We start from the raw sequence: 14,636 nt of genomic DNA on the forward strand, positions 1-14,636 counted from the left end.
ATGGCGCGGCCCCCCTCGGACCGCGTCCGAGGGGGGCCGGATTCCGCCGGGCTCCGGAGACTGTTGCCGTCTTACGACATTGCGCGGCCCGCGGGGCGACGGTGCCGCCCGACCGGCCGGCGGTCAGCTGCGCCCGGCGGTCTTCTGGGTGCGGCGCGACAACGAGTCGATCACCACGGCGGCCAGCAGCACGGCGCCGGTGATCATGTACTGGATCTCGCTGGCCATGCCGAGCAGGTTCAGGCCCTGCTGGATCGACTGGATGACCAGCATGCCGAGCAGCGCGGACCAGATCTTGCCGCGGCCGCCGAAGAGGCTGGTGCCGCCGATGACCGCCGCCGCGATGACGTTCATCAGGGTGTTGCCGGAGCCCAGGTTCTTGGTGGCGCCACCGGAGAGGCTCGCGATGAACAGGCCGCCGAAGGCGGCGAGCATCCCGGAGATCGCGAAGACCGTGATCCGGACCCGGTTGACGTTGATGCCGGCCCGCCGGGCCGCCTCCGCGTTGCCGCCGACCGCGAAGATCTGCCGGCCGAAGGCGGTGCGGCGCACCACGAAGTCGGCGAGGACCAGGACGGCGAGGAAGAGCACCAGGGCCAGCGGCAGGCCGCGGGCGCCGGACGGCTCGTTGAGGACGTAGGCGACCGCGAAGGCGAGCACCGCGACCACGCCGGTGCGCAGCAGGACCTCGCTGAGCGGCCGGGACGGCAGGGTGGCGGCCCGGCGGCGCCGGGTGTCCAGCAGCAGCGAGCCCGCGTAGGCGAGCACCGCGACCAGTGCCAGGCCGTAGGCGGCGGCCTTGTCCTCGAAGTAGTAGCCGGTGAGGTCCTCCACCAGGCTGCCGCTGGGCGTGTTGATGGAGCCTTCCTTGCCCATCAGCCAGATCTGCAGGCCGCTCCAGCCCAGGAAACCGGCCAGGGTGACGACGAACGCGGGCACCCCGATCTTGGCGAAGAAGAACCCGTGGAGGGCGCCGATGACGGCGCCGGCGGCCACCGCGATCAGCACCGACAGCCCGTCGTTGAGTCCGTGGGTGACGCTCAGCACCGCCCAGACCGCCGCGCCCACGCCGGCGACCGAGCCGACCGAGAGGTCGATCTCGCCCAGCAGCAGGACGAAGACGATGCCGACGGCCATGATGCCCATGCCGGAGGTGTAGACCCCGATGTTGGCGAGGCTGTCCGCGGACAGGAAGCTGCTGTTCTTGAGCTGGAAGACGACCGCGATGACGACCAGGCCGATGACGACCGGCAGGGAACCCAACTCGCCGCCGCGCAGCCGGCGCGCGAACTCGTCGAGGTAGCCGGCGAATCCTTTCTCCCGGACCAGCAGCCGGGGGTCGACGGCGGCCGGCTGCGCGGCCTTCGGCTCGGCCTCGGCGGTCTGCTGCTCGCTCATGCCCCGGCCTCCTTCTTCAGCTGGTCGGTGCGCGCCCGGCGACGGGTGACGGCGTTGTCGGAGGCGCCGGTGATGGCGGCGATGATCTCTTCGTGGGAGGTGTCGGCGACGTCGAAGACACCGTTGTTGCGGCCCAGGCGCAGGACCGCGACCCGGTCCGCGACGGCCTGCACGTCGGCCATGTTGTGACTGATCAGGATGACGCCGAGGTCGCGCTCGCGCAGCCGCTCGACCAGGTCGAGGACCTGCGCGGTCTGCTCGACGCCCAGGGCGGCGGTCGGCTCGTCGAGGATGACGACCTTCGGCTCGCCGATCAGCGCGCGGGCGATGGCGACGACCTGCCGCTGACCGCCGGAGAGCGCGGCCACCGGGATGCGGACGCTGGGGATCCGGATGGACAGGGTGTCCAGGAGCTCCTTGGCCCGCTTCTCCATGGCGATCTCGTCGAGGACGCCGGCGGTGTGGAGCTCGTTGCCGAGGTAGAGGTTGGCGACCACGTCGAGGTTGTCGCAGAGCGCGAGGTCCTGGTAGACGGTGGCGACGCCGAGGTCCTGGGCGTCGTGCGGCTTCGCGATGCGGACCGGCGCGCCCTCCCATTCGACGACGCCGTCGTCGACCGGGTGGACGCCCGAGATGGTCTTGACGAGGGTGGACTTCCCGGCGCCGTTGTCGCCGACGAGGGCGACCACCTCACCGGCGTGGATCTCCAGCGTGACGTCGGTGAGCGCCTGGACGGCGCCGAACCGCTTGGAGACCCCGCGCAACGCCAGGACGGGCGGAGCGGACACGTGAATCATCTCCTTCACCGCCGTCGCTGCGGCGGGAATGGTGGTGCGAGTGCGGGGGGTGCGGGCCCCGGCGCGGCGGCCGGGGGGGCCGCCGGCGGGGCGGGTCGGTGGTGGGCCGGACGATGCCCGCCGCCCGCCCTACTTGATGCCCGCCGCCGCGCAGGCCGCCTTGACGTCACTGATGCAGATCCGGCTCGCGGGGTAGACCTTGTCCTTGACGATCGTGTCCTCGATGTTGTCCTTGGTCACGACCTGGGCGTCGTAGAGCTTGGCCGGGATGCCCTTGACCTCGCCGCTGAGGCTGTCGACCTTGGTGGGCGTCAGGGAGTCGATCTTCTCGCCCTTGAGCAGCCGGACCGCGATCTCGGCGGTGGTGTCGGCCTGCGGCTGGATCTGCTTGTAGATCGAGAACGTCTGGTCGCCGGTGAGGATCCGCTGCAGGCCCGCGAGCTCGGAGTCCTGGCCGCCGACCGGGACCTTGATCCCCTGCTGCTTGAGGGCGGTGATGATGCCGCCGGCCATGCCGTCGTTGGCGGAGTAGACGCCCTGGATGGCGTCCTTGCCGAGCGAGTCGATGGCGGCGGCCATCTTCTTGTTGGCCTCGTCCGAGGACCAGTCCGGGATGTCCTGCTCGTAGACGACCTTCTTGACCTGCTTGTCGAGGACGCTGTGGGCGCCCCGCTTGAAGAACGGCGCGTTGGGGTCGGTCGGCGAGCCGTTGATCATGACGACGTTGCTGTCCTTGGCCCGGTCGCCGAGCGCCTTGACCAGCGCCTCGCCCTGGAGGCGGCCGATCTTCTCGTTGTCGTAGGAGACGTAGGCGGAGATCTCGCCCTCGGCCAGGCGGTCGTAGGCGATGACCTTGACGCCCTGCTTGGCGGCCCGGTTCACCCAGGACTTGGTGGCCTTGTAGTCGACCGGGTCCAGGATGATCACCTTGACGCCCTGCGTGATCAGGGCGTCGAACTGCTTCTTCTGGTTCTGGGTGTCCTGGTCGGCGTTGTTGTACTTGACCTTGCAGTCACCGCAGAGCGCCTCGATCTTCTTCGTGATCAGGGGCCGGTCGAAGGTCTCGTAGCGGGTGGTCTTGTTCTCCGGCAGCAACAGGCCGATGGTCTTTCCGTCACCACCACTGGTGCCGCCGTCGCCGGCCTTGCCGCAGGCGGCCACGGAGAGGGCCATCGAGACGGCGGCGGTGCCTATGACGACGCGACGCGTCCACACATTCAGCGCATTCATTGGGGGTGCCTCCCTGACATGGCCGCGTCGTTGCGGCCGAGGTGGCTGGAAGTCAACTCGGCCGCCAGCCGACCGTCAAGGAGTAAATCCTTAACGAGATGACAACGGTGCCATGCGTTAGGGGCCTGAAGTTAAGCCGCTCATGTCAGGGCCGGCGCGTCCGGGTTCCGGGCCCCGTCGAGCAGGGTCGAATCGCCCATCTCGCTCAGCACCAGGGCGAGCGCGCCCAGTACCTCGGCACGGCCGCCGAGGGTGCCCGGCACGACGCCCAACTGCCGTGCGGCGCTGGGGATCGCGTACCGCGACACCGACTCCCGGATCGGTGCGAGGACCAGTTCGCCGGCCTCGGCGAGGTCGCCGCCGAGCACCACCCGGCTGGGGTTGAGCAGGTTGCACAGGTTCGCCACGCCGCTGCCGATGTGCCGGCCCACGTCCGCGATCACCCGCCGGCACCCCGGGTCGCCCTCGCGGGCCAGCTGGACCACCCGCGCCATGGTGAGGTCGGGGCCGTGGCTCGGCTGGAGCAGCGGCAGGACGTACCGGGCCGCGGTGAAGGTCTCCAGGCAGCCGCGGTTGCCGCAGCGGCAGACCGGGCCGGACTCGTCGAGGGTGATGTGCCCGATCTCGCCGGCCGTGCCGCCCGGGCCGCGGTAGATCTGGCCGCTGATCACCAGCCCGGCGCCGACGCCGCTGGCCACCTTGATGTACGCCAGGTCCGCCGCGCCGCGCCCGCCGCCCCACACCAGCTCGCCGAGCGCGCCGAGGTTGGCGTCGTTGTCGACGTAGACCGGGACGCCGAGCCGCCCGGACAGCTCCTCGCCGGGGTTGGTCCCGGACCAGCCCGGCAGGATCGTGGTCGAGCCCAGGGTGCCGGACTCCACGTCGATCGGGCCGGGGACGCCCAGCCCGATGCCGATGACCTTGTCCGCGTCGATCCCGGTGCGCTCGATCAACGTGCTGACCAGCCGCTCGGCCCGGTCGAAGCCCTCGGCGGCGGAGGCGTCCACGTCGATCGGCTCGGCCTCCTCGGCGAGCACCTCGTGGGCGAGGTTGCCGACCGCCACCCGCAGGTGGGAGTGGCCGAAGTCGACGCCCACCACGATGCCGGCGTCGCCGGACAGCGAGACGCTGCGCGCCCGGCGGCCGCCCGCGGAGGTGGGCGTCACCTCGACGGTCCCGCCGTCCTTCAACTCACGAACGATGTTCGAGACGGTGGCCGCGGACAGCCCCGTGCTCCGGGCGATCTCCGCCTGGGTGAGCGAGCCCGCCATGCGCACCGCGCGGACCACCCGCTCCAGATTGGCCCGGTGCAGCGAGGACTGCGACCCCGGAGTCTCCATCGACTCATCCACTCCCGCCTGGGGCGGACAGTGCGACGACTGCCCGCCGGCCGCACCCGCGTCATCGGGGGGCGGCAACCGATTTCAACATGTGAACTCTAAGAAGAACTCCAGCGGGGAAGTCTCGTCAAGGCGTTGAGGCCGGGGGGAACCGGCGGCCCGGGCGTGCGGGGAGGACGGTCCCACTGAGTGGGAAACCGCCCTCCCCCGTGCGGCGGCCCGGGCGGGGCCGGCGGGCTACTTGAGCGCGCCCGCCGTCAGCCCGGCCTGCACCTGCCGTTGGAAGAGGACGTAGACGAGCAGCACCGGCAGCATCGCGATCATCATGCCGGCCATCAGCCCGCCCCAGTCGCCCTGGTAGCCCTGCTGCAGCGCGAGGTTGGCCAGCCCCTGGGTGAGCACGTACTTGTCCTCGTCCTGGTTGAGGACCATCGGCAGCAGGTACTGGTTCCACTGCCCCAGGAAATTGAAGATCCCGACGCTGATCAGGCCCGGCTTGGCCATCGGCAGCATGACCTGGAAGAACGTCCGGACGTGCGAGGCGCCGTCGATCATCGCCGCCTCCGCCACCGACGTGGGCAGGGTGCGGAAGAACGCCGTCATGAAGAAGACGGTGAACGGCAGCGAGTAGGCGATGTAGACGGCGATCAGGCCCGGGTACGTCGCCAGCAGCGGGACGCCGGGGAAGTCCCGCAGCACGAAGAAGAGCGGGATCACCAGCATGAAGACCGGAAAGGACATGCCTGCGACGAAGAGGTAGTAGATGAGGCGGTTGCCCGGGAACTGGAAGCGGGCCAGGACGTAGCCGGCCATGGAGCCCAGCACCATCGTCCCGGTGAGCGAACCGCCCACCACGATGAGGGTGTTGAGGAACATCTTGCCGATGTTGGCCTTCTCCCAGGCGTTGACCCAGTTCTCGAAGTGAAGCTTGCCCGGGAGGGACCACGGGGAGGTGAGGATGTCGCCGCTGCTCTTGAAGGAGCTCCACAGCACCCACAGCAGCGGCATGCCCACCATCAGCGCCCACACGACGAGCATGCCGTGCGAGAAGACGTTGAGCGTGCCGCCCTCGGAGGTCCGGCGCGGCCGTGCCGCGGTGGTTCGTGTCGTCATGCGCCCTGCCCCTAGTACTCGATCCGCTCACGGCGCGCGAAGCGCATCGTGAGGACGGCGAACAGCAGCGTGACGACGAGCATGGCGACGCCCATCGCGGCCGCGTAGCCGAACTGACTGTCGCGGAAGGCGGTCAGGTACAGGCGGAGCGGGACGACGTCGGTCGCGCCGTCCGGACCGCCCATGTTGACCGACATGATCTGCACCAGCGCGAAGGCGTCCATCGCGATGATGCCCATGTAGACCCAGCCCGTCTGCACGGTGTCCCACAGCAGGGGCAGGGTGATCCGGAAGAACGTCTGCGAACGGCCCGCGCCGTCGAGCAGGGCGGCCTCGTAGATGTCCCGGGGAATGGAGGCCATGGCGGCGGAGAACAGCACGACGTAGAAGCCGACGTTGGCCCAGACCATCACCAGCATGATGCAGGCCAGGGCCAGGCTCCCCTCCCCCAGCCAGGCGCTCTGCAGGGAATCCAGGCCGAGCACGCCGAGCAGGGAATTGAGCATGCCGTCGTGCGGATCCGGATTGTAGATGTTGAACCAGATCACCGAGATGATGGTGATCGAGATGACCTGCGGGAAGAAGTAGACGAATTTGTAGAACGTCGCGCCGCGGACGCCGGTGATGACCGCGCCGCGGCGGGAGCGGCCACCGACGTTCAGCATGAACGCGAAGAACAGCCCCAGTGCCAGCGTGGCGATCGGCACCAACACCAGCATGACGACGTTGTGCTTGAGCGCATTCCAGAATTCATCGCTGTGCAGCAGTTTTCCGTAGTTGCCCAGCCCGACGCTCTTGGCGGTGCCGCGCAGGCCGCTCCATTCCGTGGTGGAAATCTGGAACGCCTGGACGAACGGTGAGATCACGAAGATCCCGTAGAGCAGCAGGGGCAGGGCGAGGAACCCCACGATGAATCGGTACTTGCCGTGGCGCATGAGCTCCCCGGCCCTCCCTCGTCAGCGGTGGAACGTGGATGGATCCCCGGTCGGGAAGCTCGGTCAGGTGGCGCGGTGGAACTTGGTGACGGAGCTGTCCTTCGCGACCTCGTCCGCGTACTGCTGGGCCTTCTTGATCCAGTCCGCGGCCTTGAGTTCACCGGTGAGGAGCTGGCTGGTGAGTCCGCCGAGCTTTTCGTCGGTGAGCTTCGGGTACCACTCCTGGAGCTGGATCATCAGGAGGTTCTTGCCGCCCTCCTTGACGGACTTGGCGGCGGACGCCAGGCCCGGCGAGAGCTGCATTCCGTCGGTCGCGCCCTGGACTGACGTGAGCGACTTGACCTTGGTGGCGAAATTCTGCGCGTGCTTCTTGGAGAGCATGATGCGCAGCAGTTCCATGCCGCCGAGGGGATTCTTGCCGCCCTTGGCGACGATGAACGGCTCACTGGGTTCGGCGCGCAGCGTGCCGTGCGGCATCTTGTCGCCGGTGCCGCCGTTGAAGAGCGGGCCGACGGCCATGTCGAAGTCGGCCGGGGTGGTGGGCGCGGCCTCGTTCTCCACCCAGGAGCCGTTGGGGATGAAGGCCGCCTTGCCGCGGGTCCAGGCGGTCTGCGACTGGATGTGCGTCAGGCCCTGGCTGCCTTCGAGGAAGTAGCCCTTGGCGGCCAGCTCCTCGTAGTGCCCGATGACCTGCTTGACCGCGTCGTTGGAGGTCCAGGCGCCCGGCTCCAGGTTGTCGATGGCGATCCACTTGTCCAGGCCGCCGATCTTGGCGATCTGGGCGAAGATGTTGAAGTGGACGTAGTACGGGTACTTCCCCGGATACGTCCAGGGCGCGATGCCCGCCTTCTTGATCTCGGCGCAGAGGCTGATCATCTCGTCGAAGGAGGTGGGATAGGCCCAGCCCTTGTCCTTCAGCAGCTTGTTGGAATACCAGGTGCCGTACACCGTGAAGGCGTAGTAGAAGACGTCGAAGGTGTCCTTGTGCTTGCCCTTTTCGATGGTGCTGGGGTAAAGCGTGTCCCGCACCTTCTTCTTCGGGTCGTCCATCGACGGGGCGTCCAGCAGCGCGGTGAGGTCCTGCAACTGCCCCTGTGCGGACAGTGTGTTCATGTCGAGGTGGTCGGCTCCGGAGTTGTCGATCAGGTCGGGCGGATTGCCGCCGGCGAAGCGCGGCTGGAGTTTCGGGCCGATCTGCTGGGTTCCGGTGTGCTTGACCGTCGTGCCGTAGGTCTTGTTGTAGTCGGCTTCGGCGTCCTTGGCGTACTGGTCGCCGAGGCCCCCCTTGAAGATGAATGCCTCCAGCGACACACCGTTCTTCACGCCGAGCGGATTCTTGGCCGAGGTGGCGCCCTTGTTCTTGGTGCCGTCCTCGGTGCCGCCGCCACCCCCGGTGGCGCAGGACGACAGGGCGCCCATGGCCGGTACCGCGAGAATTCCCAGGGCCGCGGCCCGCTTGACCAGATCGCGACGGCCTACTTCTGAGGTGGATCCCATGCTCAAGTCCTCGCCTTCTTCAGGACTCAGGCGGTGTACCGGAGCCACCCCGGCACCGCGGGTCAGATGAAGCTGAGTTGTACGGGATGTGCACCGGGCGAGCTAGGGATATGCGGGGAATTCCGACGCCCCCCGCTTTCCCCCCGGAATCCGGCCTGGCGGTCGTACGGCCGGTATCGGACGCCGATAGGTATAGTCCACTTCCAGCCGAACGGGCAAGATCGTGCACCGAGTTGGCCGGGAGTCTTTCCCTAGTTGAGACCTCCCCGACATGCGCCTGCGGTGCGCCCGGTTCGGGGCTGCGGCCGCGGGGCGCGATGGCGGCCGCTCCGGAGGGGCCGCGGGCCGCGACACGAGTGTCGGCGGCGCGCCGCCACACCCTTGACACCCGCGCCGCCGCGCACCTTACTTATCTCTGCACTACGCAACTGACAACGATGTCAATCCCGTTGAGAGGGCTCGCGCGTGCGGCACAGACACCGGCACAGTCCACTGCGGAGGATCGCCCGACCCGCCGCCCTCGCGGCGGCCGCACTGCTCGTCCTGGTGGGGCCGGGCACGACCGGCCCGGCCCAGGCGGCACCGCCCCAACCACCAGGCACCGCGGCGCAGTTCCGCTCCTCCTTCGAACCGGGCCAGCCCGCGCCGGACTGGACCGACACCGTCGAGACCGGCCCGGACGGCCACCCCCGGACCTCCGGCGTCGCCGCTGCCTCCGCGCCCGGCGGGCCCGGCATGGACACCGCCCCCGACACCGGCCCCGCCGACTCCCCCACCGCCAGGGCGCACGCCGGGTTCACCGGCGGCCACGCGCTGCGCTACGCCGGCACGCACACCGCCGCCGGCCGGGCCTACTCGTACAACAAGCTGTTCGCCGTGCACGTCCCCGTCACCCCCACCACCACGCTCTCGTACAAGCTGTTCCCGCAGATGTCCGAGACCGACCTCGACTACCCGGCCACCCATGTCGCGGTCGACCTGGCCTTCACCGACGGGACGTACCTGAGCGAGCTGGCCGCGACCGACCAGTACGGGGCCCGGCTGACCCCGCAGGGCCAGGCCGCCGCCAAGACGCTCTACGTCAACCAGTGGAACGCCCGGGAGTCCCGGATCGGCGCGGTCGCCGCCGGGAAGACCGTCGCCCGGATCCTGCTCGCCTACGACGCGCCCCGGGCGCCGCGCACCGCGCCGGCCTTCCGCGGCTGGCTCGACGACGTCGCCCTCGGCCCCAAGGCCCCGGAGAAGCCGCTCGCCCACCTCTCCGACCACGCCGTCACCACCCGCGGCACCCTCTCCAGCGGCAGCTTCTCGCGCGGCAACACCTTCCCCGCCACCGCCGTGCCGAACGGTTTCACCTTCTGGACGCCGGTGACCAACGCCGGCTCCACCGACTGGCTCTACGAGTACGCGCGGAAGAACAACGCCGACAACCTCCCCACCCTCCAGGCGTTCAGCGCCAGTCACGAGCCGAGCCCCTGGATGGGCGACCGGCAGACCTTCCAGGTGATGCCGTCCACCGCGGCGGGCACCCCGGACGCCTCGCGCACCGGGCGCGCGCTGCCCTTCCACCACGAGCGCGAGACCGCGCGGCCGTACCAGTACGCGGTGACCTTCGACAACGGCCTGCGCACCGAGATCGCGCCGACCGACCACGCGGCGGCGATGCGGTTCACCTTCCCCGGCGCCGACGCCAACCTGATCTTCGACAACGTCAACAACAAGGGCGGTCTGACCCTGGACCCCGCGCACGGCGTCATCTCCGGCTACTCCGACGTCCGCAGCGGGCTCTCGGTCGGCGCCGGCCGGCTGTTCGTCTACGGCGTGGTGGACGCGCCCGTCACCGCGAGCGGACCGCTGCCGGGCGGCGGGGGCAAGGACGTCACCGGCTACCTGCGGCTGCGGCCGGGCGCGGACCGCACGGTGACGCTGCGACTGGCCACCTCACTGATCGGCGTCGAGCAGGCGAAGGCGAACCTCGCCCGGGAGATCCCCGACGGCACCTCCTTCACCACCGTCCGGGACCGCGCCCGCGCCCAGTGGGACGCGCTGTTGGGCCGCGTCGAGGTCGAGGGCGCCACCCGCGACCAGCTGACCACCCTCTACTCCAGCCTCTACCGGCTGTACCTCTATCCCAACTCCGGTTCGGAGCAGGTGGGTTCGCGAATCCGGTACGCCAGTCCGTTCTCGCCGCCGGTCGGCCCGGACACCCCCACCCGCACCGGCGCGAAGATCGTCGACGGCGCGGTGTACGTCAACAACGGTTTCTGGGACACCTACCGCACGACCTGGCCGGCCTACTCCCTGCTCACCCCCGGCCGGGCCGGGAAGATGGTGGACGGGTTCGTCCAGCAGTACAAGGACGGCGGCTGGATCTCCCGCTGGTCCTCGCCCGGCTACGCGGACCTGATGACCGGGACCAGTTCGGACGTCGCGTTCGCCGACGCCTACGTCAAGGGCGTGCGGTTCGACGCCGCGGCGGCCTACGACGCGGCGGTCAAGAACGCCACCGTCGCCCCGCCGTCCGCCGGCGTCGGACGGAAGGGCATGACCACCGCGCCGTTCCTCGGCTACACCAGCACCGACACCCGCGAGGGCGCGTCCTGGGCGCTGGAGGGCTACCTCAACGACTTCGGCATCGCCCGGATGGGACAGGCCCTCTACGCCAAGACCCACAACCCCCGGTACAAGGAGGAGTCGCAGTACTTCCTGGGCCGGGCCCGCAACTACGTGCGGCTCTTCGACCCCCGCACCGGCTTCTTCCAGGGGAAGGACGCCCAAGGCGACTGGCGGCTGCCGCCGGACCGCTTCGACCCCCGCGTCTGGGGCTACGACTACACCGAGACCAACGCCTGGACGTTCGCCTTCACCGCCCCGCAGGACACCCGCGGACTGGCCAACCTGTACGGCGGCCGGACCGGCCTGGCGAAGAAGCTGGACGCCTACTTCAGCACTCCGGAGACCGCCGCCAAGCAGTTCGCCGGCTCCTACGGCGACGTCATCCACGAGATGACCGAGGCCCGCGACGTGCGGATGGGCATGTACGGGCACAGCAACCAGCCCTCGCACCACATCGCGTACCTCTACGACGCGGCCGGGCAGCCCTCCAAGACGCAGGCGAAGGTCCGCGAGGTGCTCTCCCGGCTCTACCTCGGCAGCGAGATCGGCCAGGGGTACCCGGGCGACGAGGACAACGGCGAGATGTCCGCCTGGTACGTCTTCAGCGCCCTGGGCTTCTATCCGTTGGTGATGGGCCAGGGCGAGTACGCGGTGGGCTCACCGCTGTTCACCAAGGCCACCGTCCACTTGGAGAACGGCCGGGACCTGGTCGTCAACGCGTCCGGCAACAGCGCCCGCAACGTCTACGTACAGGGCCTGAAGGTGAACGGCCAGCCGTGGAACCGCACCGCCCTGCCGCACGCGCTGCTCGCCCGCGGCGGAACCCTGGACTTCACCATGGGACCACGCCCCTCCACCTGGGCCACCGCGCCGGACGCCGCACCGACCTCCCTCACCAAGGACGACGCGGTGCCGACGCCGCCCACGGACCTGACCGTCCCGGACGGCGGCCCGCTGACCGACGACACGTCCGACACCTCCGCCACGGTCTCCCGCGCGACCTTCACCGTCCCGGCCGGCTCCACGGTCTCCTCGTACACCCTCACCTCCGCCACCGCCTCGAAGGCTCCCGGGGAATGGCTGCTCGAAGGCTCCGACGACGGCACGCACTGGTTCCCCCTGGACCACCGGACCAACCAGCGCTTCGCCTGGGACCGCCAGACCCGCCCCTTCTCCCTCCCCACCCCCAGCACGCACCGCCACTACCGCCTCTCCCTGCCCCACCCGGCCCCCCTCGCCGAGACCGAACTGCTGGGCCAGCACGCGCCAGTTGGGCCTTCCGCGCACTAACGGGCCCGATATCCCCTTTGACGGATAAACTTTCGGTTGCAAAGATTGGGTAAATGCCGCGCCATGCCCCGGTATGGGGCATGGCGCTATCCATTGTCAGAACAACTGGAGATTCACGTGGGCTTCCTTCCCGGCCGTCAGCGTGGCCGCGCGCTCACCCGGCTCGCGACCACAGTGCTCGCAGCGACCCTGCTGGGCACCACCGCGGGAACCGCCGTCGCCGACACCCCGGCCCCCGTCCCGGCGCCCCTGAAGAACGCCGACAAGCTGAAGTCGACCGTCCCCGGCGCCCCGAAGGCCCCCCAGGGCCGCATGGGGTACGCCGCACCGGGCGAAGTGAGCGCCCCCTTCTTCCCCTTCTCCGGCGTGGACCGCGGCGGCGACCTCTACATGCAGGAGTCGAACGGCAGCGGCTTCGACGCGCGCGACTTCAGGTGGTTCGGCTGGGACGTCTTCAAGGCCGCCCAGCGGGTGGACCACAACAAGGACGGTTACGAAGAGGGCCTCTACACCTGGGACTTCAACGGCAACCTCTTCTACTCCGACTTCACCCTGGACGAGCCGGAGACCCGCCTCATCGGCGGCGGCTGGAACACCTACGACAAGGTCCTGTCCCCGGGTGACCTCGGCGGCGCCAAGGAATCCGACATCCTGGCCGTCGACAAGTCCGGCGTGCTGTACGTCTACCTCGCCTACCCCAACGGCAAGGTGACACCGCGCATCAAGATCGGCGCCGGCTGGGGCGCGTACACCCAGATAGCCGGCCAGGGCGACCTCACCGGTGACGGCAAGACCGACATCGTCGCCCGCGACAAGGCGGGCGTCCTGTGGCTCTACCAGGGCACCGGCAACCCCAAGGCCCCGTTCCAGGCCCGGCAGAAGATCGGCGCCGGCTGGAACTCCTACAACTACCTGCTCTCCACCGGCGACGTGGACCGCGACGGCAACGCCGACCTGCTGGCCCGCACCGCCGGCGGCGAGCTGATGCTCTACAAGGGCACCGGCAACGCCCGGGCGCCGTACGCCAAGCCCGTCAAGCTCGGTTGGGGTTACCAGACCTACCGCCTGATGTTCTGAAGCCCCTCGCCGGTCACCCCGCGAGGGGCGCCGGTGTTGGAAGGATCACAGGACGGAACAATCCGGACACTGCCGGACACACGGATCGGTCGGCCCGTCGTCCGGGACCGCCGGACCCGCGTCTTCTCGATCGGTTGGCCCGTTTCGCACCGACAGGTGCCGAATCGTCACCGGCGAAAAGGTTGTACGGGCGGAAAGATGGCTGGTCACGGCCCCGGCAAAGTAGTTGACACGTGAAGGAGCTCTGCGGAAGATCCTGAGCTCCGGAGACCTTCGGCGCGCCCCTGCGGGGGCGCGCCGTCGTCGTCCCGGGTCCCTCTCGATCCCAACCACGGAGAACTACGTGGCAATACCCTTCGGCCGCAAGCGCGGACGTGCCCTGTCCCGTCTCGCCACCGCGGCCATCGCCGTCGCACTGGCCGGCACCACTGCCGGCACCTCCTTCGCGGCGGACAACCCCGGCTCGGCCGCCCGGAACGCCGTCCAGGCGACCCCGCAGGCGCCGACCAAGGCCCCCCGGGCGATCACCGGCGTCACCGCCGGCGGTCCGAGCGCGGCCAACCCGGTCTTCACCCTCTTCGGCGTGGAGTCCTCCGGTGCCACCTACGTCTACGACGTCGACGGCTCGGGCAAGTTCACCGCCCGTCAGAAGGTCGACGACCTCGGCGACGTGCGCGCCAACCAGCAGGCGGTGGACAACGACGCCGACGGTATCGCCGACGGCGTCTGGCTCTGGGACCCCAGCGGCAACCTGTACTTCAGCAACGACGCCACCCCGGACAGCGTCCGGATCGGCGGCGGGTGGAACACCTACGACAAGGTGCTCTCCCCCGGCAACCTCGGCGGCGCCAAGGAGTACGACATCCTCGCCCGCGACCGCAACGGCGTGCTCTACCTCTACCTCGGCTACCCCGACGGCAAGGTAACCGCACGCACCAAGGTCGGCGCCGGCTGGCAGATCTACGACCTGATCACCGGCAAGGGCGACCTCACCGGCGACGGCAAGCCCGACCTCATCGCCCGCGAGAAGGCCACCGGCGACCTCTACCTCTACAAGGGCACCGGCAACCCCAGCGCCCCCTTCAGCGCCCGCACCAAGATCGGCACCGGCTGGGGCGGCTACAACGCCCTCGTCTCCACCGGCGACATCAACCTCGACGGCAAGACCGACTTCGTCGCCCGCGACACCAGCGGCCGCCTCTACGCCTACTACGGCACCGGCAACGCCACCAACCCCTACCAGCCACGCGTCCAGATCGGCACCGGCTGGAACATCTACACCAAGCTGTTCTCCTGACCGACCGGCAGCGTTGGCCGGTCGCCTCGCCCGAGGCGGCCGGCCG

10 protein-coding genes are annotated in these 14,636 nt (G+C 69.5%); 3 read left to right on the plus strand and 7 right to left on the minus strand.

What is annotated here, in order from left to right; genetic code table 11:
- Nucleotides 1-123 precede the first annotated feature (123 nt).
- The 7 genes from ACLJT4_RS22580 to ngcE all read right to left on the minus strand — a co-directional run bounded on the left by ACLJT4_RS22580 (nucleotide 124) and on the right by ngcE (nucleotide 8,310).
- Nucleotides 124-1,398, minus strand: a complete 1,275-nt coding sequence (locus ACLJT4_RS22580) for a sugar ABC transporter permease (protein WP_411124541.1) — start codon at nucleotides 1,396-1,398, stop codon at nucleotides 124-126.
- Entirely contained in the window at nucleotides 1,395-2,195 is an 801-nt protein-coding gene (locus ACLJT4_RS22585) for an ATP-binding cassette domain-containing protein (RefSeq protein WP_411124544.1), read from the minus strand. Before ACLJT4_RS22585 ends, ACLJT4_RS22580 begins: the two co-directional genes overlap by 4 nt.
- Before the next feature lie 129 nt (nucleotides 2,196-2,324).
- The gene (locus ACLJT4_RS22590; protein ID WP_411124663.1) at nucleotides 2,325-3,368 is read right to left on the minus strand and encodes a substrate-binding domain-containing protein; all 1,044 of its coding nucleotides are present in this window, start codon (nucleotides 3,366-3,368) and stop codon (nucleotides 2,325-2,327) included.
- Nucleotides 3,369-3,565: 197 nt separating this feature from the next.
- Entirely contained in the window at nucleotides 3,566-4,765 is a 1,200-nt protein-coding gene (locus ACLJT4_RS22595; RefSeq protein WP_411124546.1) for an ROK family protein, read from the minus strand.
- Nucleotides 4,766-5,002: 237 nt separating this feature from the next.
- The gene (locus ACLJT4_RS22600; protein WP_411124548.1) at nucleotides 5,003-5,878 is read right to left on the minus strand and encodes a carbohydrate ABC transporter permease; all 876 of its coding nucleotides are present in this window, start codon (nucleotides 5,876-5,878) and stop codon (nucleotides 5,003-5,005) included.
- Between the two features lie 11 nt (nucleotides 5,879-5,889).
- Nucleotides 5,890-6,813, minus strand: a complete 924-nt coding sequence (locus ACLJT4_RS22605; RefSeq protein WP_016575515.1) for a carbohydrate ABC transporter permease — start codon at nucleotides 6,811-6,813, stop codon at nucleotides 5,890-5,892.
- 63 nt (nucleotides 6,814-6,876) lie between these two features.
- Nucleotides 6,877-8,310 (minus strand): N-acetylglucosamine/diacetylchitobiose ABC transporter substrate-binding protein, encoded by a 1,434-nt coding sequence (ngcE, locus tag ACLJT4_RS22610; protein WP_411124550.1) that lies wholly within the window; start codon nucleotides 8,308-8,310, stop codon nucleotides 6,877-6,879.
- Nucleotides 8,311-8,775: 465 nt separating this feature from the next.
- Between ngcE and ACLJT4_RS22615 the strand changes: the two genes are divergently transcribed.
- From ACLJT4_RS22615 to ACLJT4_RS22625, 3 genes are all read left to right on the plus strand, one after another.
- Nucleotides 8,776-12,216: a GH92 family glycosyl hydrolase gene (locus ACLJT4_RS22615; RefSeq protein ID WP_411124552.1), complete on the plus strand. Its 3,441-nt coding sequence runs from the start codon at nucleotides 8,776-8,778 to the stop codon at nucleotides 12,214-12,216.
- A gap of 117 nt (nucleotides 12,217-12,333) precedes the next feature.
- Complete coding sequence (locus tag ACLJT4_RS22620) at nucleotides 12,334-13,293, plus strand: FG-GAP repeat domain-containing protein (RefSeq protein WP_411124554.1); 960 nt, start codon at nucleotides 12,334-12,336, stop codon at nucleotides 13,291-13,293.
- A 343-nt stretch (nucleotides 13,294-13,636) separates the two neighbouring features.
- Entirely contained in the window at nucleotides 13,637-14,590 is a 954-nt protein-coding gene (locus ACLJT4_RS22625; protein ID WP_411124556.1) for an FG-GAP repeat domain-containing protein, read from the plus strand.
- The last annotated feature ends 46 nt before the right edge of the window (nucleotides 14,591-14,636 follow it).

It is taken from the genome of Streptomyces sp. x-19, from assembly GCF_046549115.1.
GTDB lineage: Bacteria > Actinomycetota > Actinomycetes > Streptomycetales > Streptomycetaceae > Streptomyces > Streptomyces albulus_C.

Coding starts and splice junctions, on each gene's coding strand:
- ACLJT4_RS22585 (WP_411124544.1), bottom strand. CDS start 2,195: ATGATTCACGTGTCCGCTCCGCCCGTCCTGGCGTTGCGCGGGGTCTCC.
- ACLJT4_RS22600 (WP_411124548.1), bottom strand. CDS start 5,878: ATGACGACACGAACCACCGCGGCACGGCCGCGCCGGACCTCCGAGGGC.
- ACLJT4_RS22580 (WP_411124541.1), bottom strand. CDS start 1,398: ATGAGCGAGCAGCAGACCGCCGAGGCCGAGCCGAAGGCCGCGCAGCCG.
- ACLJT4_RS22595 (WP_411124546.1), bottom strand. CDS start 4,765: ATGGAGACTCCGGGGTCGCAGTCCTCGCTGCACCGGGCCAATCTGGAG.
- ngcE (WP_411124550.1), bottom strand. CDS start 8,310: ATGGGATCCACCTCAGAAGTAGGCCGTCGCGATCTGGTCAAGCGGGCC.
- ACLJT4_RS22590 (WP_411124663.1), bottom strand. CDS start 3,368: ATGGCCCTCTCCGTGGCCGCCTGCGGCAAGGCCGGCGACGGCGGCACC.
- ACLJT4_RS22605 (WP_016575515.1), bottom strand. CDS start 6,813: ATGCGCCACGGCAAGTACCGATTCATCGTGGGGTTCCTCGCCCTGCCC.